The 20,208-nt window shown below is 71.5% G+C and carries 18 protein-coding genes; 10 read left to right on the top strand and 8 right to left on the bottom strand.

Going from position 1 to position 20,208, the window contains the following annotated elements; translation table 11 throughout:
• Positions 1-222: 222 nt before the first annotated feature.
• From ACZ4Z2_RS17840 to ACZ4Z2_RS17820, 5 genes are all read left to right on the top strand, one after another.
• Positions 223-1,869 (top strand): sensor histidine kinase, encoded by a 1,647-nt coding sequence (locus tag ACZ4Z2_RS17840; RefSeq protein ID WP_468076981.1) that lies wholly within the window; start codon positions 223-225, stop codon positions 1,867-1,869.
• Positions 1,866-2,273 (top strand): roadblock/LC7 domain-containing protein, encoded by a 408-nt coding sequence (locus ACZ4Z2_RS17835; protein ID WP_468076979.1) that lies wholly within the window; start codon positions 1,866-1,868, stop codon positions 2,271-2,273. The genes ACZ4Z2_RS17840 and ACZ4Z2_RS17835 overlap by 4 nt, the downstream gene beginning before the upstream one ends.
• Positions 2,270-2,680: a DUF742 domain-containing protein gene (locus ACZ4Z2_RS17830; protein WP_468076977.1), complete on the top strand. Its 411-nt coding sequence runs from the start codon at positions 2,270-2,272 to the stop codon at positions 2,678-2,680. Before ACZ4Z2_RS17835 ends, ACZ4Z2_RS17830 begins: the two co-directional genes overlap by 4 nt.
• Positions 2,661-3,281, top strand: a complete 621-nt coding sequence (locus ACZ4Z2_RS17825) for a GTP-binding protein (RefSeq protein ID WP_468076976.1) — start codon at positions 2,661-2,663, stop codon at positions 3,279-3,281. Before ACZ4Z2_RS17830 ends, ACZ4Z2_RS17825 begins: the two co-directional genes overlap by 20 nt.
• A gap of 110 nt (positions 3,282-3,391) precedes the next feature.
• On the top strand, positions 3,392-4,858 hold the full coding sequence (locus ACZ4Z2_RS17820; RefSeq protein ID WP_468076974.1) for a cytochrome P450: 1,467 nt from the start codon (positions 3,392-3,394) through the stop codon (positions 4,856-4,858).
• A gap of 18 nt (positions 4,859-4,876) precedes the next feature.
• On the opposite strand, the gene ACZ4Z2_RS17815 is transcribed toward ACZ4Z2_RS17820, so the two are convergent.
• The 3 genes from ACZ4Z2_RS17815 to ACZ4Z2_RS17805 form a co-directional block, all read right to left on the bottom strand.
• Positions 4,877-5,818, bottom strand: coding sequence for an RluA family pseudouridine synthase (locus ACZ4Z2_RS17815; RefSeq protein WP_468076972.1), 942 nt, complete (start codon positions 5,816-5,818; stop codon positions 4,877-4,879).
• A gap of 97 nt (positions 5,819-5,915) precedes the next feature.
• Complete coding sequence (locus ACZ4Z2_RS17810; protein ID WP_468076970.1) at positions 5,916-7,073, bottom strand: hypothetical protein; 1,158 nt, start codon at positions 7,071-7,073, stop codon at positions 5,916-5,918.
• A 421-nt stretch (positions 7,074-7,494) separates the two neighbouring features.
• Positions 7,495-9,033, bottom strand: a complete 1,539-nt coding sequence (locus tag ACZ4Z2_RS17805; RefSeq protein WP_468076968.1) for an amino acid permease — start codon at positions 9,031-9,033, stop codon at positions 7,495-7,497.
• A gap of 384 nt (positions 9,034-9,417) precedes the next feature.
• On the opposite strand from ACZ4Z2_RS17805, the gene ACZ4Z2_RS17800 reads away from it, so the two are divergent.
• Positions 9,418-10,218, top strand: a complete 801-nt coding sequence (locus ACZ4Z2_RS17800) for an N-formylglutamate amidohydrolase (protein ID WP_468076966.1) — start codon at positions 9,418-9,420, stop codon at positions 10,216-10,218.
• Positions 10,219-10,494: 276 nt separating this feature from the next.
• On the opposite strand, the gene ACZ4Z2_RS17795 is transcribed toward ACZ4Z2_RS17800, so the two are convergent.
• Both ACZ4Z2_RS17795 and ACZ4Z2_RS17790 read right to left on the bottom strand, forming a co-directional pair.
• Positions 10,495-11,340, bottom strand: a complete 846-nt coding sequence (locus ACZ4Z2_RS17795) for a siderophore-interacting protein (RefSeq protein WP_468076964.1) — start codon at positions 11,338-11,340, stop codon at positions 10,495-10,497.
• Positions 11,341-11,584: 244 nt separating this feature from the next.
• On the bottom strand, positions 11,585-12,514 hold the full coding sequence (locus ACZ4Z2_RS17790; protein ID WP_468077106.1) for a 5'-3' exonuclease: 930 nt from the start codon (positions 12,512-12,514) through the stop codon (positions 11,585-11,587).
• Positions 12,515-13,476: 962 nt separating this feature from the next.
• Here ACZ4Z2_RS17790 and ACZ4Z2_RS17785 point away from each other — a divergent pair.
• On the top strand, positions 13,477-14,055 hold the full coding sequence (locus ACZ4Z2_RS17785) for a helix-turn-helix domain-containing protein (protein WP_468076962.1): 579 nt from the start codon (positions 13,477-13,479) through the stop codon (positions 14,053-14,055).
• A gap of 4 nt (positions 14,056-14,059) precedes the next feature.
• The gene (locus ACZ4Z2_RS17780) at positions 14,060-14,782 is read left to right on the top strand and encodes a helical backbone metal receptor (protein WP_468076960.1); all 723 of its coding nucleotides are present in this window, start codon (positions 14,060-14,062) and stop codon (positions 14,780-14,782) included.
• Here the strand turns inward: ACZ4Z2_RS17780 and ACZ4Z2_RS17775 are convergent.
• Entirely contained in the window at positions 14,709-15,977 is a 1,269-nt protein-coding gene (locus tag ACZ4Z2_RS17775; RefSeq protein WP_468076958.1) for a TDT family transporter, read from the bottom strand. The two genes, ACZ4Z2_RS17780 and ACZ4Z2_RS17775, sit on opposite strands and share 74 nt — an antisense overlap.
• A gap of 70 nt (positions 15,978-16,047) precedes the next feature.
• Here ACZ4Z2_RS17775 and ACZ4Z2_RS17770 point away from each other — a divergent pair, with 70 nt between their 5' ends.
• Positions 16,048-16,980: a LysR family transcriptional regulator gene (locus ACZ4Z2_RS17770; RefSeq protein ID WP_468076956.1), complete on the top strand. Its 933-nt coding sequence runs from the start codon at positions 16,048-16,050 to the stop codon at positions 16,978-16,980.
• 198 nt (positions 16,981-17,178) lie between these two features.
• Here ACZ4Z2_RS17770 and ACZ4Z2_RS17765 read toward each other — a convergent pair whose 3' ends face one another.
• Positions 17,179-17,862: a gamma-glutamyl-gamma-aminobutyrate hydrolase family protein gene (locus ACZ4Z2_RS17765; protein ID WP_468076954.1), complete on the bottom strand. Its 684-nt coding sequence runs from the start codon at positions 17,860-17,862 to the stop codon at positions 17,179-17,181.
• 116 nt (positions 17,863-17,978) lie between these two features.
• A complete protein-coding gene (locus tag ACZ4Z2_RS17760; protein WP_468076952.1) occupies positions 17,979-18,713 on the bottom strand; it encodes a FadR/GntR family transcriptional regulator in 735 nt (244 codons plus the stop codon).
• Between the two features lie 135 nt (positions 18,714-18,848).
• Here ACZ4Z2_RS17760 and ACZ4Z2_RS17755 point away from each other — a divergent pair, with 135 nt between their 5' ends.
• Complete coding sequence (locus ACZ4Z2_RS17755) at positions 18,849-20,207, top strand: glutamine synthetase family protein (RefSeq protein WP_468076950.1); 1,359 nt, start codon at positions 18,849-18,851, stop codon at positions 20,205-20,207.
• Position 20,208: the final 1 nt, after the last annotated feature.

The following is a 20,208-nucleotide window of genomic DNA, read 5'->3' as shown; positions in this document are numbered from 1 at the left end:
GTACTCCAGTCGCGAGGGTGATTTCAGACGGTTGCTGAATATGACACAGCGATGATCCGGTCGGACTAAGCTCGCCCGCAGCGCACCGAGTTGATGTGTATTCGTGCGCTTGTTCCAAAAAATACCGAAGATCCAGTTTGATTCCCGGATGAACCCCCAGCAAGTCCCAGAAGTCCCAGCAAGTCCCCCGACCTCCAGCCGATTTGTCGTTAGAGGGCATACATGGTGAGTGTTCAATCGCCTCCCGGTGGCCGTGACCTCCCCCACGGGCGCGTACTACTGCTGCCGGCGATACTGATGGCCGCGGCGACCGGGGTCACCGTCTCCCTGGTGACGGGGCCCGTCCGGCTCGCCGTCGGCTTGTCCGGAGCCGTCGCGACGCTGCTGCTGATCGCGGTCGCGGTCGCCGCCGTACGCGGCACCCGCCGCTCCCTGCGTGAACTGCGTGCCGAACAGGAACGGCGGACGCTCTCCCTGGAGCAGCGGATCGCCGCCCACGACCAGGAGTTCACCCGGCTGGGCAAGGAGATCCTGCCCGCCGTGCTGTACCGGCTGCGCGGTGGAGAATCCCCCTCAGAGGTGATTCGTCACGTCATCGACGGTGACGCCGAGTGGCGCGAACTTCCCAAGTCCCAGCGAGACTTGCTGCGCGCGGTGCTCGACATCGTGGACCGCGAGGAAGCGATGCGGGACTCCTCGCAGCGCTCCTTCGTCAACATCGCCCGCCGCGTGCAGGCGATCGTCCACCAGCAGAACAAGGAACTCCGGGAGATGGAGGAGGACCACGGGCGCAACCCCGAGGTCTTCGACGACCTGCTGCGCATCGACCACGGCACCGCGCTGATCGGCCGCCTCGCCGACTCCATCGCCGTCCTCGGCGGCAGCCGTCCGGGCCGTGTCTGGCCCAAGCCGGTCCCGCTGTACAGCTGTCTGCGCGGCGCGATGTCCCGCATCCTGGAGTACCGCCGCATCGAGCTGCACTCCATCGCCAAGGTCAACGTCAACGGCGTCTCCGTCGAACCCGTCATCCACGCCTGCGCCGAACTCCTCGACAACGCGACCCGCTACTCCCCACCGCACACCAAGGTGCACGTCACCGCGGTCGAGGTGCAGACCGGTGTCGCCATCGAGATCGAGGACGGCGGCATCAGCCTCAGCGAGGAGGCGCGGGCCAAGGTGGAGGACATGCTGGCGAAGGCCCAGCAGGGCATCGACCTGCAGGAACTCGGCAGCAGCCCACGTCTCGGCCTCGCCGTCGTCGGCCGTCTCTCCACGATGTACAACATGCAGATCTCACTACGGCAGTCCGCGTACGGCGGCGTTCGCGCCGTCGTGGTCGTCCCCCGTGACATGCTCACCGACGAGCCCGCCCCGGGACTCGCCCACGGCATCGGCGCGGCCGCCGTACCGACCATGGATACCGGCGGCGTCGAGGGTCCCAACCGCAAGCCCAAGCGTCGCCGCCCGACCACCGGACCGCGAATCCCGAGTTCCGCGGAGGAGATGGGCCAGGGCATGGACGACGACGTACCCGTCGTCACCGAGTGGACGGCCAACGGCCTCCCGCAGCGCCGCAGCCGCATGACAATCCCACTGAGTCAGCGCTACGCCGAGGCCGCCGCGGCCGAGGCCGCCGCCGAGGCCGCCATGGCCGCCGCGCCCGTCTGGGAACCCGAGCCCGAACCGAAGAAGGAACTGCCGCCACCCGGCATGTGGGTCGAGGCGTTCATGGCAGGGCTCAAGCGCGACCCGGACCCAAGCGCCTTCTCCAGGAATCCGGACGACCCGGCTGACCCAGGGTTCACCGCTTCCACCGCGAACACCGAGCCGGCCCGTAACGAGGCCGACGACGAGGGGGACCTCAAGTGATCCAGCAGCGAGCCAATTTCGACTGGATGCTCAAGGATCTGGCCGACGGCGTACCGGGCATCCAGCAGATCGTCGTGCTCTCCGCCGACGGCCTGCGGATCGCCCGCCACGGCGGTGATCCCGACGCCGCCGACCGTGTCGCCGCCGCCTGCGCCGGACTGCAGAGCCTGGCCGGGGCCGTGGCCGGCGAGATCCCGCAGAGCGACGGCGAGATGCGCATGGTCATCATCGAGATCAACGGCGGCTACTTCTACCTCATGGCCGCCGGCTCCAACGCCTACCTGGCCGTGCTCGCCAATGAGATCGCCGAACCCGGTCTGATGAGCAACCGCATGCGCGACCTGGTCGACCGGATCGGCGCCCATCTCACCAGTCCGCCCCGGCGGAACGGGCAGACCGTATGACGCCTCCGCAACGCCAGCGCCGCCATCCCACACCGCAGCCGCCCCCACCGCCTCCCGTGGAAGCGCCCACGGGAAGCGAGGGTGACCGCCCGCCCGAGCGGCTCTACATCCTCACCGGAGAGGACGGCGAACGAGCGCCGATCGACCTCGTCACGTTAATCGTGGCGCGCGCCGATCCACCGCCGTCCGCCGCGCCGGAGCAGTCAGCGCTGCTCCGGATCTGTCAGGCCCCCCTGTCCGTGGCCGAGATCTCGGCCTATCTCAAATTGCCGATCAGCGTGGTGACCGTCCTGCTCACCGAGCTGCTGACGGCTGAACTGGTTCAGGCGCGCGCACCCGTCGTCCGGCAGGCGCGGGCCGACCGTTCCCTCCTCGAAGCGGTGATGCATGGACTTCAAAAGCTCTGACACCATCACGGGTCCACGGACCGAGGACCACCTGCCACACACCGCGCAGGCCGCGGCGAAGATCGTGATCGTGGGCGGTTTCGGTGTCGGCAAGACGACGATGGTGGGCTCCGTCAGCGAGATCAGGCCGCTGACGACCGAGGAGACCATGACCCAGGCCGGCATCGGGGTCGACGACAACTACGGCTCCAAGTCCAAGACCGCCACCACCGTGGCCATGGACTTCGGCCGCATCAGCATCACGGACCAGCTGGTGCTCTACCTGTTCGGCACCCCCGGCCAGGAGCGCTTCTGGTTCCTGTGGAACGGCCTGTTCGAGGGTGCTCTCGGCGCGGTCGTCCTGGTCGACACCCGCCGCCTGGAGGTCAGCTTCGACGTCATGGGCCGCCTTGAGGAACGCGGTGTCCCCTTCGTCGTCGCCGTCAACGACTTCCCGGACGCTCCCCGTTACCCCATCGAGGAGCTGCGCCAGGCACTCGACCTGGCCGTGGAGATCCCCATCATCCGCTGCGACGCACGGCGCCGGGCCTCCAGCCGGGACGTCCTGATGACCCTCATGCGGTTCCTGCACTCCCTGACGGCGACGGGTGCCTCGGCGTAGACCCCGTACGCGTCCCCGGACCGGGAGCCGTGTCGTCCCGCGCGGTGTCCCCTCCCGGTCGCCCCAGAAACTCCCCAGACTCGGATCCCCTTCAATTCGGAGCGATCATCGTGACGCCTGAAGCACACTCCCCGACCGGTACGGACGACCCCGAACTCGGGCCGCCCCCCGGCTGCCCCGCCCACGGCCTGGGTCCCGGCGGACTGCGCCGGCTCTACGGCCCGGAGGCGGAGGACCTGGGAGCCGTGTACGAGAAACTGCGCGCCGAGCACGGCACGGTGGCGCCCGCGCTCCTCCACGACGACGTGCCGATCTGGGTGGTGCTCGGCCACAGCGAGAACATGCACATGGTGAGCACTCCCTCGCAGTACTGCAAGGACAACCGGCTGTGGCGGCCCATGCGCGAGGGCGAGATCAGGCCGGACCATCCCCTCATGCCGCACTTCGCCTGGCAGCCCATCTGCGCCCATGCCGAGGGCGAAGAGCACCAGCGGCTGCGCGGGGCGGTCACCGGCGCCATGTCGACCATCGACCCCCGGGGTATCCGCCGCTACATCAACCGCGCCACCCAGCACCTCGTCAACAAGTTCTGCGAGGACGGCAAGGTCGATCTCGTCAGCCAGTTCGCGGAACACCTGCCCATGGCGGTGCTGTGCGAGATCCTCGGCATGCCCGAGGAATACGGCGACAAGCTCGTGCAGGCCGCCCGCGACTGCCTCAAGGGCAGCGAGACCGCGCTCACCAGCCACGCCTACGTCATGGACGTCCTCGGCCGGCTCGCCGTCCGCCGACGGGCCCAGCCCGAGGAGGACTTCACCAGTCACCTCATCACTCACCCGGCCGCGCTCACCGACGAGGAGGTCAGGGAACACCTGCGCGTGGTGCTCCTCGCCGCCTACGAGGCCACCACCAACCTCCTCGCCAACGTGCTGCGCCTGGTCCTCACCGACCCGGGCTTCCGCGCCCAGCTCAAGGGCGGTCAGATGACCGTGCCCGAGGCGGTCGAGCAGTCCCTGTGGGACGAGCCGCCGTTCAGCACCGTCTTCGCCTACTTCGCCAAGCAGGACACCGAGTTGGGTGGCCAGCGCATCCGCAAGGGCGACGGGCTCCTCCTCGGCATCGCGCCGGGCAACGTCGACCCGCGCGTCCGTCCCGACCTCAAGGCCAACATGCAGGGCAACCGCGCCCACCTGGCCTTCAGCGGCGGCCCCCACGAATGCCCCGGCCAGGACATCGGCCGTGCCATCGCCGACGTGGGCGTCGACGCACTGCTGACGCGGGTTCCGGACATCCAGCTCGCCTGCGAGGAGCACGAACTGCGCTGGCACGAGTCCATCTCCAACCGGCATCTGGTGGAGCTGCCGGTACGGTTCGCACCGAAGCCCCCTCAGGACGTCATCCTGCGCCCAGCCGCCAAGTCGTTGCCGACGCAGCGTCCGGGCGCGCGGACCGCCGCACCACAGCCCCAGCCCGCCGCCACGGAACCCACCGCCCCTGCCGAGCCCACGACCACCCCCGGCCCGGCCCGCCGACCCGGCCTGTTCCGGCGCGTCCTGCGCTGGTGGCGGATCGGCTGACCTCGCCGTCGTACGCGCCTACTCCGCCCACGCGTCGTACGACGACCAGGCCCGCAGAGGCCGCGGGCTGACGAACCGGTGCTCGCGCCCCGTGACCGGGTCGGTGAACTCAAGGCTCCGTGCCAGAAGTTGGAGCGGACGCCGGAAGTCACCGGCCGGCACGGGGCCGGTCACCACCGGATAGAGGGGATCGCCGAGAATCGGCAGCCCCAGGGCGTTCATGTGCACCCGCAGTTGGTGCGTCTGTCCGGTACGCGGCGTCAACCGGTACCGGGCGAGCCCCTCGCGATGCTCCAGCAGTTCGATCCGGCTGACGGCATTCGGCTCGCCCTCGACCTCACGGGCGGTGAGGACCCCGCGCTCCTTGACGATCCGGCTGCGCACGGTCCGGGGCAGCGCCAGCCCCGGGACGTACGGCGCCACCGCCTCGTACTCCTTCGCCACCCGTCTGTCCCGGAACAGCGACTGGTAGGCGCCGCGTTCCTCGGGGCGCACGGTGAAGAGCACCACCCCGGCGGTCAGGCGGTCCAGCCGGTGCGCGGCGGTGAGCGTCGGAACGCCGAGCCGCCGCCGCAGCCGGGCCAGGGCGGTCTCGGCCACATGGCTGCCGCGCGGGGTGGTGGCCAGGAAATGAGGCTTGTCGGCCACCACCACGTGCTCGTCGCGGTACAGCACGTCCACCTCGAACGGCACCCGCTCCTCGGCGGGCAGCTCCCGGTGGAACCACACGAACATGCCCGGCACGTACTCCCTGTCGCGGCGCACCGGGTGCCCGGCGGCATCGACGATCAGTCCCGCGTCGAGCATGCCGTCGATCACCCCGGGTCCGGCCGCGAGCCGTGCCACGAGGTGGTCGCGCACCGTCGCCCACGAATCGCCGACGGGCAAGCGCACCCGCACCGGATCCACCCCGTCGCGCTGCGGCAGGGGTGAAGGCGGGGACGGGGCACGGCGTCTCATCACCGTCAAGCATACGAGCGGCCCGGTGGGGCCCGGTCGAACCGTTCTGAGCCACCGGGCCCCACCGCGTCGCCTGCGACGGACCCGCCGCCGGTGGTCAGGCGGGCAGCCTCGCGGCCTGCGCCGACTCCTGCCGTACGCTCGGGTGGAGATGGTGGAGACGCTCCACGTCCTGCGGGTCGCCGACACCGGACGACTCCGTGAGGCGCATGCGATTCGCGGCGGCGAACGCCTCGTCGAGCCATTCGTCCGTCGGTTTCTCGCCGAAGAGCCGGGTGAGTTCCCGCAGCATGGGCGGGGCGAGCGGGAATCGTTGCCCCCGCCGCCGCTCCTGGTAACGGTCCTGCAGCTGTACGAAGAGGAATCCACTGCGGCCGAAGTGAACGAGGGATTCCGGTGCCCCTGTGAAGACCAGGTCGTCGATGAGATCCAGGTAGATCGACCGGTAGCTCGCCTTCCTCGACTCCGACCGGCGGTCATTCGAAGTCGGCTGGTGATTGTCCACCGAGTAGACACCGAGCGCGGACTTGCTCAGATCCATGGAGAGACAGTCGCAGATGGCGCTGTCCATGAGCCACGGGAAGGTGACCGCGCCGCTCCCGCTGTTCCGGACCACCATGATGGCGGTGCCATATGCATTTCCGGTATTCCCCCGGAATATGACACCGTCCCACATGTTCGGAGAGTTGTTCAGTGCTTCGTGGAGCCCGACGTGTGCCTCGCCCGGACGGAAGTCCATCTTCTCCGCGTACTGGACGATGGCCTGCCGGACCAGCGACAGCAGCGCGTGCACGCCGTCGCGCCCCCAGCCGGCCGCGTCCATCTCCCGCATCAGGTCGCCCACTGACCTGCCGTACATGCGGAAGCGGCCCCTGACCAGGTCGAGCGGGGGGATGCAGATGTCGTCGATGATGGTGGCGAAGGCTATGTAGTGCAGACCCAGCGGGTCCGCGTCATAGTCCTCGCCGCACCAGCAAGCCATCCACTGGACGGTGTCACGGCATGCGCGGGACACCGTGTCGGCGGCCTCGGCGTCATGCTTCTTCGTCCAGTCGGTGTAGTGCGCCGGAATCCTGCCCCGCAGCTCTCCGGCTGTGTCCCACCGCTCCAGCACCTCGTCCAGGAGTGGCCAGACGTTCACCTCGTGGTATTGGGGTATGGGTCCGGCGTAGCCTCCCTCTCCCATCACGCCGTACAGGTGTGCGGTCTGCTTGTTGTAGCGCGACCGGGTGGTCTGCGGAGCGGTGGTGTCCACCCCGTTTCGCGGGTAATGAAGGAAGGTGCATGTCGTGTCGCGTGCACAGTCCGAACCGCACCAAAAGTCATGCGCGAGGTGCAGCATTTCCTGAATTCCGCGGGTGCCTGACAGCCGTTCCAGTGCCTCGTGCGCCGTTCCCTTCCAGGCGAGCATGTCCGGGGTTACCGTCGCGCTCTCAACGCCACTTGATGTCATAGCCCGAGCCTCCGCAAGAAGTTCCCACTTCTGGCTGCAAATCTCAGCGTGCGCGCGACGCCGATTTCCGTTGAAGAGCGTACGGCGAGCGTACAGCGGCAAACAAGGGGCGCATTTGACCGAAAAATTGTCACGGGTGGTGTTCGGAGGGACTGGCGATGTCCGGTGTTGATCGTGGTTGGTCGCCGTGCGGGTGCGTGAAAGGCGGACCGGACTGCTCCGTTCAGTCGTTCGCGAGGCCGTCGACCTGGCGCGGACGCGGGTTGCGCATCGCTCGATACACCACCCCCACCCCCACCGTGACCAGCAGGAACAGCACGGTGAACCATTGGAACCACCAGCCGCTGCCCGAGGGGTCGTACACCTCCGCTCGGGGCCAGGCCAGGTTGACGGTCATGAAGAGGCCGTAGGCGAGGGCCAGGGCGGTGACGGGGATGCCCCAGCGGCCGAGGGAGAACAGGGGCCTGCCGGTCTCGTCCGTGCCCCCGGTGGGGAACGTGCCCTTGAGGCGCCGGACGAGCAGTGGACCGGTGACCATCGCGTACGCCAGGTACAGCATCACGATGCAGGTTGTGCCGATGGCAAGGAACGCGTCCGGCGAGACGAAGTTGAGGAGCAGCAGGGCCGCGGCCAGGACGCCCACGACGGCGGCCGGCGCGCTCGGCATGCCCGTGCGCGGGTTGACCCGGGCGAGCCGTGCGGAGAAGGGGAGTTGGCCGTCGCGGGCCATGGAGAACAGCATGCGGCAGGCCGACGTCTGGATCGCCAGCGTGGCCACCGCGATCGCCACCACCACATCCGCGAGCAGCAACCGGCCCACACCGTCGCCCAGGCTGCTCGTCAGGACGTAACTCAGGCCGTCCACGGCGAGCCGGCCGTCGGTGAGGCTGGGCGCGGCGAGCAGTCCGCCGAGGACGATGAGACCGCCGAGCAGTCCCGCCGCGCCGAGCGCGGTGAGGATCGTCCGCGGCGCCGTGCGCCGCGGGTGGTGGGTCTCCTCACTCATCTCGCCCGCGCTGTCGAACCCGATCATCACGTACGCCGCCATGAACGAACCCACCAGCAGCGCCCCCAGCAGACCCGTGCCGCCCTCCGCTGCGTGGAAGGTGATACCGGGGGAGCGTTCGGCGTGTGTCAGGAGGAGGACGACGATCAGGATCGCCCCGATGATCTCCGCGGTCACACCGACCCGGTTCACCAGGGACAGCACACGGTTGTCCAGGACGTTCACCAACGTGGTGAGCGCCAGCAGGATCACGCCGAGCACGGCCGCGTTCGCCGCTCCGGTGGCGCTGGTCGGCGCCGGGTCGCCGCCGACGATCTGGAAGCCGGACCAGATCGCGGGCATCACCATCTGCAGGGCGAGCGCTGCCGCCGCGACCACCACGATCTGTCCGATCACCATGATCCAGCCGGCGAACCAGCCGAAGGTGGCGTTCGACAGTCGTGAGGACCACTGGTAGATGGCGCCCGAGATCGGATAGCGCGCCGCCAGCTCCGCGAAGCAGGCGGCGACCAGGAACTGGCCGAGCAGTACGGCGGGCCAGGTCCAGAAGAAGGCCGGACCGCCGAACGCGAACCCGAAGGCGAAGAACTGGAAGACGGTCGTCAGGACGGAGATGAAGGAGAATCCGGCCGCGAAGGAGGCGTACCGGCCCAGACTGCGGTGCAGTTCCTGGCGGTAGCCGAACGCGGTCAGGGAGGTGTCTTCGGGGGAGCGCGGCGGGTCGGGGAGGAGGTGGGCGGGGGAGGTGCTCGTCATGGCGGCAACCTGCTTTCGCAACAAGCGGCACGAGCGTTCGCGCGGCGGCGACGCGAATTCCTGTCGGGTGACAGAAATGAGGGGACAGAAGCTAGGGGAGCCCTGTGTCGTTCGTGTCACGCGACCGTGTCCGGAGGACGCCCAAATCCTCACGGGGGTCGTGATCGCCGCCGGGGGAGGTGGTCCGGAGGGGGAGGAGGTCCGGAGGGTGGGGAGGCGGGCGCGGGACGGGGGACGTTGGGTGCCGGGTGCCGGGTGCCGGGTGCCGGGTGCCGGGTGCCGGGTGCCGGGTGCGGGGTACGGGCTGCGGGGAGCCGGGTGCGCGTGGCCCGGCCGCTCTAGGCTGAGCGGCTCCGTGCACCACCCGCCACCCAGGAGCCGTTGATGAACGACGCGTCGCCCGCCCGTCTACTCCTGCCGGGCGCGCCGGAGTCCCCGGTGCTCCTGCACGTGCCGCACGGTTCACGGGTGATACCGGCGGCCGTGCGGGAGGGGATCCTCCTCGACGACGCCGCGCTGGAGCGGGAGCTCGACCACATCACCGACGCGCACACGGACCGGATCGCCGAACGTGCCGCCGCCCGGGCGGAGTCGACGCCCTGGAGGTTCGTCAACCGGCTCTCGCGGCTGGTCGTCGACCCCGAGCGGTTTCCGGACGAGCGGGAGGAGATGCTTGCCGTGGGCATGGGTGCCGTCTACACGCGGACCACGCATCGGGAGGCCCTCCGCCCGGACGGCCACGACGGACAGGTCCTCGTGGACACCTACTTCGTGCCGTACGCCGCCGCGATGACCGACGCCGTCGCACAGCGCCTGGAGGCCGCCGGGCGGGCCGTGGTGGTCGACGTCCACTCGTACCCGAGCGAGCGCCTCCCTTACGAGCTCCACGGTGACGGTCCCCGCCCGCCGATCTGCCTGGGGAGCGACCCCTTCCACACCCCGCCCGAGCTTCTCGCCCTCGCCGAGGAGGCGTTCGCGGGGTTCGGCGGGACGGGCGTCAACAGCCCGTTCGGGGGCGCCTACGTGCCGCTGGACCACTACGGGTTGGACCCACGGGTGACCGCCCTGATGATCGAGATCCGCCGGGACGTCTACATGACCGAGCCGGGCGGCCCCGCCGGCCCCGTCCTGGAGGAACTCGCGGACGCCCTTGCTCAGTTGGTCGACGCGGCGACCGACGCCTGAACCCGGCCGTCCTCGGTCGCAGTCTTCACGCGTCGGCCCCGGGGCGGCCGGGCGGCGCGGTCGTCAAGCGCCGCCGTGAGAGCTGCGGTACGGGCGCACACGCGCGCGGACTCGGCGATCACGTGGGTGATCACCAAGGCGGTCGCCCCGGCGGTCGCCCCAGTGGTCGCCCCGGTGGTCGCGACGGTGGTCGCGACGGCGCACGCCACGGACCTCGCCACGGCGCTCGCGCCCACCGCTCGCGCCCGCCGGTCGCCCCCGCCGGTCGCCTCCGGCTCAGGCCGAAGCCGTCGCGCCGTCCTGTTCGGCCTCCACCCGTGCGTTCCACTCCTTCTTCGTGGCCTGCCAGCCGTCCTCGTCGTGGCCGAGCCGCCAGTAGCCCGAGACGGACAGGTCCTCGCGCGGGATCTGGCGTTCGACGCGGAGCAGTCGACGCAGCTCCTTCACGAAGCCCGCCTCGCCGTGCACGAAGGCGTGCAGCCGGCCCTCGGGGAACTCCAGCGCGCGTACGGCCTCGACGAGCAACGAGCCGACGGGGCGGTCGCCGCGGTGCAGCCAGACCACGTCCACGTCGGAGTCGATCTTCTGCTCCTCCTCGGGGCCGGCGACCTCGACGAACGCGTAGGCGCGGGCACCGTCGGGAAGGGCCTCCAGGGAGGCGCCGATCGCGGGCAGGGCACTCTCGTCCCCGACGAGCAGATGCCAGTCGGCCTCGGGGTTGGGCGCGTACGCGCCGCCCGGCCCCAGCAGTCGGACGGTTTCGCCCGGCTGGGCGCGGGTCGCCCAGGGGCCGGCCAGACCCTCGTCGCCGTGGAGTACGAAGTCGACGGTCAGCTCGCGCAGTTCGGCGTCCCACGCGCGCACGGTGTACGTCCGGGTCACGGGCCACTGGTCCCGCGGCATCTCCGCGCGGATCCGCTCCAGGTCGAACGGCTCCGGGTACGTCACGCCCTCGGGGCCGAACAGGAGCTTCACGTAATGGTCGGTGCTGCCGCGCGTGGCGAACTCGGCGAGGCCGTCGCCGCCCAGCACGACGCGCTGCATGTGCGGGGTGAGCCGCTCGGTGCGGACGACTCGCGCGGAGTGGGGCTTGGGGCTCCTGCGTACCGGACGCTCTGCCATGACGGCCTCCCGAAGACCTAGTAAGGCTTACCTAAGTTATCATCTCCCCCCGGAATTCACCCCATGCTCGATCAATGAACGACACCTTCATGATGTGAGTCGCGCCTCAGAACCCCCACCACCGAAGTGTCGCCCCACCCCCCGGCGTACGCCCCACCCATACGCCCCGCGCCCTGCCAGACGGGCCCCGGCGAGGCCCGTACCCGCACCCCGCACCCCGCCCCCCCCGCACCCAGCGCGGCCCTTACCCCCGCAGCGTCGTGAGGAGTCGCTGCAAGGACCCTCCGAGGCCCCAGCGGGCGGCCAGGGCCTCCAGTGCCGCCGGGTCCCGTGGCGCCTTCGGCAGGACGGTGTCGACGTCCGGCAGCGGTACGTCCGAGGCCACCCGCACCACCTGGGGCGCGACCGCCACGTACGCCCGCGCCCCGTCGAGCCGCTTGCGCTGCGCCGGCGTGAGCCCGGCCGCCGGATCGTCGACCGCGGCCATGATCCCGGCCAGGTCGCCGAACTGCGCGAGCAACTTCGCGGCGGTCTTCTCACCGATGCCGGGCACGCCCGGCAGACCGTCGCTCGGATCGCCGCGCAGCAGCGCCAGATCCGCGTACCCCCGGCCGACCACCCCATACTTCTCGCGCAGCACCGCCTCGTCGGTGAGCTGGAGGGTGCCCACACCCTTGAGCGGGTACAGCACGCGGATGCCGCGCTCGTCGTCGACCAGCTGGTACAGGTCGCGGTCGCCGGTGACGATGTCCACCGGGTCCTTCGCGAGGGCCGTGAACGTGCCGATCACGTCGTCCGCCTCGTACCCGGCGACGCCGACGCGCGCGATGCCCAGCGCGTCCAGCACCTCCTCGATCACCGGCACCTGCGGCGACAGGGTGTCCGGCACCTCCTCCTCGTCCGGCCCCGCCTCGTGCTCCTCGGCCACGCGGTGCGCCTTGTAGGAGGGGATCAGGTCGACCCGCCACCGGGGCCGCCAGTCCGCGTCCATGCACGCCACCAGGTCCGTCGGCCGGTGGTCCTTCACCAGGCGGTCGATGAAGTCCAGCAGCCCGCGCACCGCGTTCACCGGGGTGCCGTCCGGGGCCTTCACGGACTCCGGCACACCGAAATAGGCGCGGAAGTAGAGGGAGGCGGTGTCGAGAAGCATCAGGCGTCCAGTCACGTCCCGCATCATGCCGTACCCCGCCGACAGCGGGCCCCTGGCGCAGCCGCCGTGGCCCGTACGCGGGAGGGGGTGAACGCGTTCCGTGACCACCTCTGACCAGCGGTGAACCGTCTGTGAAGCGGACCACTGCCAGTGCCAGCCGGGTTCGTTTCGCACGGGCGGCCAGGGCAGGCGCGGCCCCGGAGCAGCGCCGGTCGAGTCCGCGGACCGGCCCGGGCGGACCGGCCCGGGCCGGCCGGTCCCGCCGCGCTCCGGGTCAAGGGCGAGTACCGGCTGGTCAAGTCCAACACCTCCATGATCCCGGCCCAGTTGGACCGCGCGTAAGCGAAGAAGGCTCAAGGACTTCAAGCTCACCGAGGCGCAGCTCACCGCCCTGGAGGGCGCCGTCGAGGACCCCGGCAGGGGGCGCCAGGAGGAGGGCGTCAGGACCTGGCTGAAGAAGAAGCCGGGGATCGCCGACAGGCTCGCCCCGGTCGCCGGGACCCGTAGCCGATGGCCACCGGACGTGATCGCCCCGCACCCGTGCCGAACGGGTGGGGCGGTCACGTACTGGCGTACGGGAAAGATCCGGACAACCGCTGCACGGTGCGCCGCCGGGCCGGGCCCCAACTCCCCGGCCGATAGCGGCACTCGGGCGCGAACCAGCGTCCACCGCGGTCCGACGAACCACCCGGACCGGTGACCGGGTGTGCCGAAGGGATCACGCCGGGCGCCCGGCGGGGCGCTCGGAGGGCCTCCCGCACTGGCGTGAACTGTGAGCATGGCACCCCGCCGGGTTTACGGGGTTGTGACGGGCGCGTGAAACGGTTTGCCGAACATGCGTAGGGTGCAGAGAACTCATCAGGAGAACCGCACCGGATGAGTGCCGGGCCGTCGACCATCCGTACTCGGAGCCGTAGGCGCCCTCGATCCGGCCTTCGAACGAAGACCCCGGACAAGAGCGACGAGCGAAGGAGGGAGCCGGAGCTATGGGCGACCACAAAGAGCAGCCCCTGCGGGTGGGCGCGGCCGTCCGGCGGCGGCGCCGGGCACTGGAGCTCACGCTCTCGGCCGTGGCCGAACGCAGCGGCCTGTCGGTTCCCTTCCTCAGCCAGGTCGAGAACGAGCGGGCCCGCCCCAGCAAGCCCTCCCTGGAGCGCATCGCCGACGCCCTCGGCACCACGGCCGTCGAGCTGCTCGCCGCGGCCGACCCGGCGTGCAGCGTTGATGTCGTACGCGCCGAGGACGACTCCCTCACGCCCCCCGTCTCCCGCTCGCGCTCCCTGGTGCGTGGGCACCACCAGTTGCACGCGATGGAGTTCACCGGCGACCACGACGAGGGCCGCGAGGTCCAGCACCGCAACGACGAGCTGATGTACGTCGTCGAGGGCGCCGTCGAGGTCGAGGCCGAGGGCCGCGCCCACCGGCTGGGACGCGGCGACACGTTGTACATGTCCGGTGGCGTACGGCACCGCTGGCGGGCCACCGTCCCCGACACCCGGGTCGTCGTGGTGGCCGTCGCCGACCACATCGAGGCCCTCGAGGACCGGCACCGGCGGGGGACGTGACGCCGTGCGGCGTGTCGTCTCCCTCGTCCCGTCCCTGACCGAGGCCGTCGCGGTCACGCTCCCCGGCGCGCTGGTCGGCGCGACCGACTGGTGCGACCACCCGGGTGATCTCGACGTCGTACGGATCGGAGGCACCAAGAACCCGAGGATCGAGGCGATCCTGCGGCTCACCCCCGACCTGGTCGTCGCCAACGAGGAGGAGAACCGCGCCGTCGACCTGACCGCCCTGCGGGAGGCGGGCGCCGAGGTCCTCGTCACCGAGGTGCGGGACGTCCCCGGGGCCTTCACCGAACTGGACCGCGTCCTGTCCGCCTGCGGCGCCCGGTCCCGTCCCGGCTGGCTCGACGCGGCCGAGTCGGCATGGGACCGGCTGCCGGACCCCGGCCGCCGGACGACCGCGGTGGTGCCCATCTGGCGACGGCCCTGGATGGTGCTCGGCCGGGACACCTTCGCCGGTGACGTCCTCGCCCGGCTCGGCGTGGACCACCTGTACGACGGACATCCCGAGCGCTATCCGAAGGTGCCCGTCGAGGAGCTGCGCGCCGCCGCCCCCGATGTCGTGGTCCTCCCCGACGAGCCGTACCGCTTCACCGCCGACGACGGCCCAGAGGCGTTCCCCGGACTGCCCTGCGCGCTGCTGAGCGGCCGCCATCTCACCTGGTACGGGCCGTCGCTGGCCGAGGCTCCGCGGGTGCTCGGCGCGGCCCTGCGAGCAGCTCTCCGCTGACCAGCCCCCGCACGGTGCCGACGGCGGCCGTCGCCCAGGCCGCCAGCAGCAGCCCGTACAGCGTGACGGCGAGGACGTCGAAGGCGACGAGCCCCGTGTGCCGGGCCAGGCCCTCCGCGCCCGTCACACACGTGCCCACGGGGAAGGTGAACGCCCACCACGCCATCGAGAACGCCATGCCCCGGCGCCGCGCCCGCACGGCCAGCGCCCCGGCCAGGGCGAGCCAGAGCAGCGCGAAGCCCATCACCGGCACCCCGTACAGGACCGCGAGGGCGGGCGCGTACGGCGTCGGCGCCGACAGGGCGGTGGGCGCCGCGTCGGCGAGATGGCCGGCCGCGGTGGTCGACTGGCCGAGCGGCCCCAGCACCAGGAACAGACTCGGGGTCGGGGTGAGCGGCAACGGACCAGCCGTGACCAGCCGTGCGACGACCGGCGGCAGCACGAGCAGCGTGGCCAGCAGGCTCAGCCCGAACAGCGCGAGACAGCCGGCGAGCAGGGTCTGCCGGGGCTGACCGGGCGGCAGGTGGGGGACGAGCAGCGGGCCGAGCGCTGCGGACACCATCGGCGCGACGAGGGGGAGCAGCAGCACGGGGGTGACCCGGCCGGGCTCCACCCGGTGCCGGACGATCAGGAGATACGGCACGACGACCGCCGCGCCGACCCCGACGAGCGTGCCGGTCCCGAAGAGCACGGCGTCCAGCGCGACGGCCGCCCGTACGCCGATCCAGTCCCGGCCGACGACCAGGGCGCCGCCGCCCACGGCGAGCAGGGCCATGGAGAGGCAGCCGTAGAAGGGGGCCACGTCGGGGTCGAGCAGATGGGCCCGGACCTGGTCGGCGTGACGGCGCCGGTGCAGGGCGCGGGCGCCGAGCACGGCGACGAGGGCGAGCAGCGCGAGGGCCCAGACCGCCGCGCAGACCGTCCGTACGCCCGGCGGATCGCCGGGGAGCCCGGCACCCGCGGTGGCGACGATCGCGGTGCCCATGACCGGGGCGTACCACTGGGGGCCGAGGTGGCGGAGGGGGTCGGCCCGGACGGCGGGGGAGCGGGGCGCGGAGGAGGCGGGGTCGGTGGCGGTGGGGCCGGTGGCGGTGAGGGGTGGGCCTGCGGGGCCGGTGGTGGAGGAGGGGGCGTCCGTGGGGCGAGCCGGGGTGGCCGGCGGGGACGGAAGGACGCGGCGGACTGGGGTGACCATGAGGCGAGCGTCTCGCCGCCCTGCCGGGGCCACCAGGGAGTCCGTGTGTATGGGGACATAAGCTGGCGTTATGAGTGAGCTGGAGGAGCCGCGGGGCGGGCTGGCCCATCGGGTGCCGGATCTGGGGGCCCTCGAACTGCTGCTGGCCGTCGCACGGCTGGGCTCGCTCGGGCGGGCGGCGCGCGAGCTGGGGATCACCCAGCCCGCCGCGAGCAGCCGGATCCGGTCGATGGAGCGGCAGCTCGGCGTGGCCCTGGTCGACCGCTCGCCGCGCGGCTCCCGGCTCACCGACGCGGGGGCACTGGTCACGGACTGGGCCCGGCGGATCGTGGAGGCGGCCGAGGCCTTCGACGTGGGCGCGCAGGCCCTGCGGGACCGCCGGGATTCGCGGCTCCGGGTCGCCGCGAGCATGACCATCGCGGAGTATCTGCTGCCGGGATGGCTGATCGCCCTGCGCGCCGAGCGTCCGGACACGGCGGTGTCCCTGCTCGCGGGGAACTCCACGATCGTCGCGGAGCGGTTGCTGGCCGACGAGGCGGACCTGGGGTTCGTGGAGGGGCCGACGGTGCCGGCCGGGCTCGACGCGGTCGTGATAGCGCACGACCATCTGATCGTCGTGACGGCGCCGGGGCATCCGTGGGCGCGTCGGCGCCGGCCGCTGGACGCGGCGGAGCTGGCGTCGACGCCGCTGATCCTGCGGGAGAAGGGGTCCGGGACGCGGCAGGTGCTGGAGTCGGCGCTGGGTGGGCTCGCCCGGCCGCTGATCGAGCTGTCCTCGACCACGGCCGTCAAGTCGTCCGCGCTCAGCGGGGCCGGGCCGGCCGTGCTCAGCGAGCTGGCACTGGGGGAGGAGCTGTCCGCCCGCCGGCTCGTCCGGATCCCCGTCGACGGGGTCCGCCTGCGTCGCGCGCTGCGAGCGGTCTGGCCGACGGGACACCGGCCGGCGGGCCCGGCGCGGGACCTGTTGGGTCTGACCCGCGGCGGCCCGGCGGCCGCCGACTGACGGCTGAAATGCCGGGGCGCAGCCCGGCATTTCAGGGGCGCGAGGAGTTCCCCGCGCCCCTGGACGCCCCGGGCTTCGCCCTGGGACATCCAGCCCCTCAGGCGCCCGGCCCCTCCGGCGCCCCGGCCCCTCCGGCGCCCCGGCCCCTCGGCGCCCCACCCCCTCGGCGGCCGCTCGCCGTGAAGAGGCCGCTCGCCGTCAGGAGGCCGCTCCTACGAGCGCTCGCATCACTCCCAGGTCCTCGCCCATCTCGGGGTGCCACTGGACGCCCAGGACCCATGCGGGGGCGGGTAGTTCGATCGCCTCCACCGTGCCGTCGTCCGTGGCGAAGGCGGACGCCACGAGGCCCGGCCCGAGGCGGTCCACCGCCTGGTGGTGGTACGTCGGCACGTCGGCCTCCTCGGGCGCGATCTCCGCGTAACGGGTCCCCGGCACCGGCTTGACCGAGTGACGGCCGAAGACCCCCACCTCGGCCACATGCCCGTCGATGTGCTGGACGAGCGTGCCGCCGAGCGCCACGTTCAGCAGCTGCATCCCCCGGCAGATGCCGAGCAGCGGCGTCCCCGCCTCCAGCGCCGCACGGATCAGCGCCAGCTCCCAGGCGTCCCGCGCCGGCGCGGGGGGCCCGGTGCGCGGCGAGCGCTCGGCACCGTAGTGGGCGGGGTCGACGTCCGGGCCGCCCGCGATCACCAGGGCGTCGAGGCGCGCCACGGTGGCCGCCGCGTGCGCCGGGTCGTCCGGCGGGAGCATCGCGGCGAGTCCGCCCGCCGCCTGCACGAGCCGGGGGTACCCGACCGGCAGCAGCGCCGCCTCCATCTCCCACACGCCCCAGCGCGCCCCCGACTCCAGATACGTACTCACACCGATCAGCGGCCTGGTCACGCGCGCTCCCTCGTACTCCCTGGTGCTCAATGGAGCACGTTCATACCTTTACAGGGCCGGTGACGGCAAGGTCCACCGCGACCGTACGGCCGTCACCGTAGTCCGCACCGCCGCCCTCACGTCAGGAACCCCCGCAGCAGCGCCGCCGTGCCCGAGCAGTGCTCCCGCATGATCTCGCGGGCTCCGTCCGCATCTCCGTCGAGTACCGCGTCGACGAGCGCGACATGCTGGCGCTGTGAGTGCTCCAGATTGCGCACGAGCAGCGGGATGCAGTCGAGGAGATCGTTGACGGAAGCCCGTACGGCCGCGTACTGGGCGGTGAGCGAGGGGGAACCGCACAGCTCCGCCAGGGTGAGGTGGAACAGGGTGTCCTGGCGCCGGTACTCGGCCAGTGGCGCCTCGTGCGTGCGCGACAGCGCCTCCCGCAGCCGGGCCGCCTGCTCGTCGTCCAGGCCGTGTGCCGCGCACAGGCCCGCCGCGCCCACCTCCAGCACCTCCCGGAACCGCAGCACGTCCTCGATGTCGACCTCGGCGATCCGGCGGCGCAGCTCGTCCTCGCCGCCCGCGTCGGCGCGCGGCAGCACGAACGTTCCGCCGTACCGCCCGCGCCGCGCCTCCACCAGACCCTGGTCCTGGAGGACCTTCAGCACCTCGCGCAGCGTCACCCGGCTGATGCCGAGCCGTTCCGCCAGCTCGCGCTCCGCGGGCAGCCGCTCCCCGCCGGGCACCAGGCCCAGCCGGACGACCTGGAGGATCTGCTCCAGCGCCTCCTCGAAGCCGTTGCCCGCCCGCACCGGCCGCAGCACCGGGGTCAGCCGGTCCTCCGGCCCGCCGTCAGGTTCCACCGACATATGGCCGTGCCCCCTTCCCAAGCAATGGTTCTCGGCAATACCTTATGACTCCCGGTCCGGCGGATGAAGCGCGCGGTACGAAGCAGTACGAGCAGAAGTGCGCAGCGACCGAAGAAAGCCCAAGGAGGCATCCCCGTGGCAGACCGCACACCCCCGCTCTCCGTCGAGGAACTGCACGCCCTCGTCGCCGGCGGCGAGATCGACACTGTCGTCCTGGCCTTCCCCGACATGCAAGGGCGACTCCAGGGCAAGCGGTTCGCCGCCCGCTTCTTCCTCGACGAGGTCCTCTCCCACGGCACCGAGGGCTGCAACTACCTCCTCGCCGTCGACACCGAGATGAACACCGTCGACGGCTACGCCATGTCCTCCTGGGACCGGGGCTACGGCGACTTCGCCATGCACCCGGACCTGTCCACCCTGCGCCGGGTGCCCTGGAACGAGGGCACGGCCATGCTGATCGCCGACCTCGCCTGGAACGACGGCTCACCCGTCGTCGCCGCCCCCCGCCAGATCCTCCGCCGCCAGCTCGAGCGCCTCGCCGAACTGGGCTACACCGCCAAGGTCGGCACGGAGCTCGAGTTCATCGTCTTCAAGGACACCTACGAACAGGCGTGGGACGCCGGGTACAAGGGCCTCACCCCGGCCAACCAGTACAACATCGACTACTCGGTCCTCGGCACCGGCCGTATCGAGCCCCTCCTCAGGAGGATCCGCAACGAGATGGCGGCAGCCGGGCTGACCGTCGAGTCCGCCAAGGGCGAGTGCAACCCCGGCCAGCACGAGATCGCCTTCAAGTACGACGACGCCCTGGTCACCTGCGACCAGCACGCCGTCTACAAGACCGGCGCCAAGGAGATCGCCTCCCAGGAGGGCGTCTCCCTCACCTTCATGGCCAAGTACAACGAGCGCGAGGGCAACTCCTGCCACATCCACCTGTCCCTCGCGGACGCCGACGGCACCAACGTGATGGCCGACGGCCAGGGGATGTCCCAGGTCATGCGGTACTTCCTCGCCGGGCAGCTCGCCGCGCTCCGCGACTTCTCGCTGCTCTACGCGCCCAACATCAACTCCTACAAGCGGTTCCAGCCGGGCTCCTTCGCCCCCACCGCCGTCGCCTGGGGCCACGACAACCGGACCTGCGCCCTGCGGGTCGTCGGCCACGGCCGCTCCATGCGGTTCGAGAACCGGCTCCCCGGCGGCGACGTCAACCCGCACCTCGCCGTCGCCGGACTCGTAGCGGCCGGGCTGTACGGCATCGAACAGAAGCTGGAACTGCCGGACGTGTGCGAGGGCAACGCCTACACCGGCGACTACGCCCATGTGCCGACCACCCTGCGCGAGGCCGCCGAGCTGTGGGGCAACAGCCCCATCGCCCAGGCAGCCTTCGGCGACGAGGTCGTCGCCCACTACCTCAACATGGCGCGGGTCGAACTGGCCGCCTTCGACGCCGCCGTCACCGACTGGGAGCTGCGCCGCTCCTTCGAACGCCTGTGAA

Source organism: Streptomyces sp. NPDC030183 (assembly GCF_055573455.1).
Note: the sequence above shows the minus strand (reverse complement) of the source record. Positions and strands in the feature narration are given on the sequence as shown.

Coding starts and splice junctions, on each gene's coding strand:
- ACZ4Z2_RS17840 (WP_468076981.1), top strand. CDS start 223: ATGGTGAGTGTTCAATCGCCTCCCGGTGGCCGTGACCTCCCCCACGGG.
- ACZ4Z2_RS17830 (WP_468076977.1), top strand. CDS start 2,270: ATGACGCCTCCGCAACGCCAGCGCCGCCATCCCACACCGCAGCCGCCC.
- ACZ4Z2_RS17825 (WP_468076976.1), top strand. CDS start 2,661: ATGGACTTCAAAAGCTCTGACACCATCACGGGTCCACGGACCGAGGAC.
- ACZ4Z2_RS17815 (WP_468076972.1), bottom strand. CDS start 5,818: ATGAGACGCCGTGCCCCGTCCCCGCCTTCACCCCTGCCGCAGCGCGAC.
- ACZ4Z2_RS17805 (WP_468076968.1), bottom strand. CDS start 9,033: ATGACGAGCACCTCCCCCGCCCACCTCCTCCCCGACCCGCCGCGCTCC.
- ACZ4Z2_RS17800 (WP_468076966.1), top strand. CDS start 9,418: ATGAACGACGCGTCGCCCGCCCGTCTACTCCTGCCGGGCGCGCCGGAG.
- ACZ4Z2_RS17795 (WP_468076964.1), bottom strand. CDS start 11,340: ATGGCAGAGCGTCCGGTACGCAGGAGCCCCAAGCCCCACTCCGCGCGA.
- ACZ4Z2_RS17790 (WP_468077106.1), bottom strand. CDS start 12,514: ATGCGGGACGTGACTGGACGCCTGATGCTTCTCGACACCGCCTCCCTC.
- ACZ4Z2_RS17785 (WP_468076962.1), top strand. CDS start 13,477: ATGGGCGACCACAAAGAGCAGCCCCTGCGGGTGGGCGCGGCCGTCCGG.
- ACZ4Z2_RS17775 (WP_468076958.1), bottom strand. CDS start 15,977: ATGGTCACCCCAGTCCGCCGCGTCCTTCCGTCCCCGCCGGCCACCCCG.
- ACZ4Z2_RS17770 (WP_468076956.1), top strand. CDS start 16,048: ATGAGTGAGCTGGAGGAGCCGCGGGGCGGGCTGGCCCATCGGGTGCCG.
- ACZ4Z2_RS17760 (WP_468076952.1), bottom strand. CDS start 18,713: ATGTCGGTGGAACCTGACGGCGGGCCGGAGGACCGGCTGACCCCGGTG.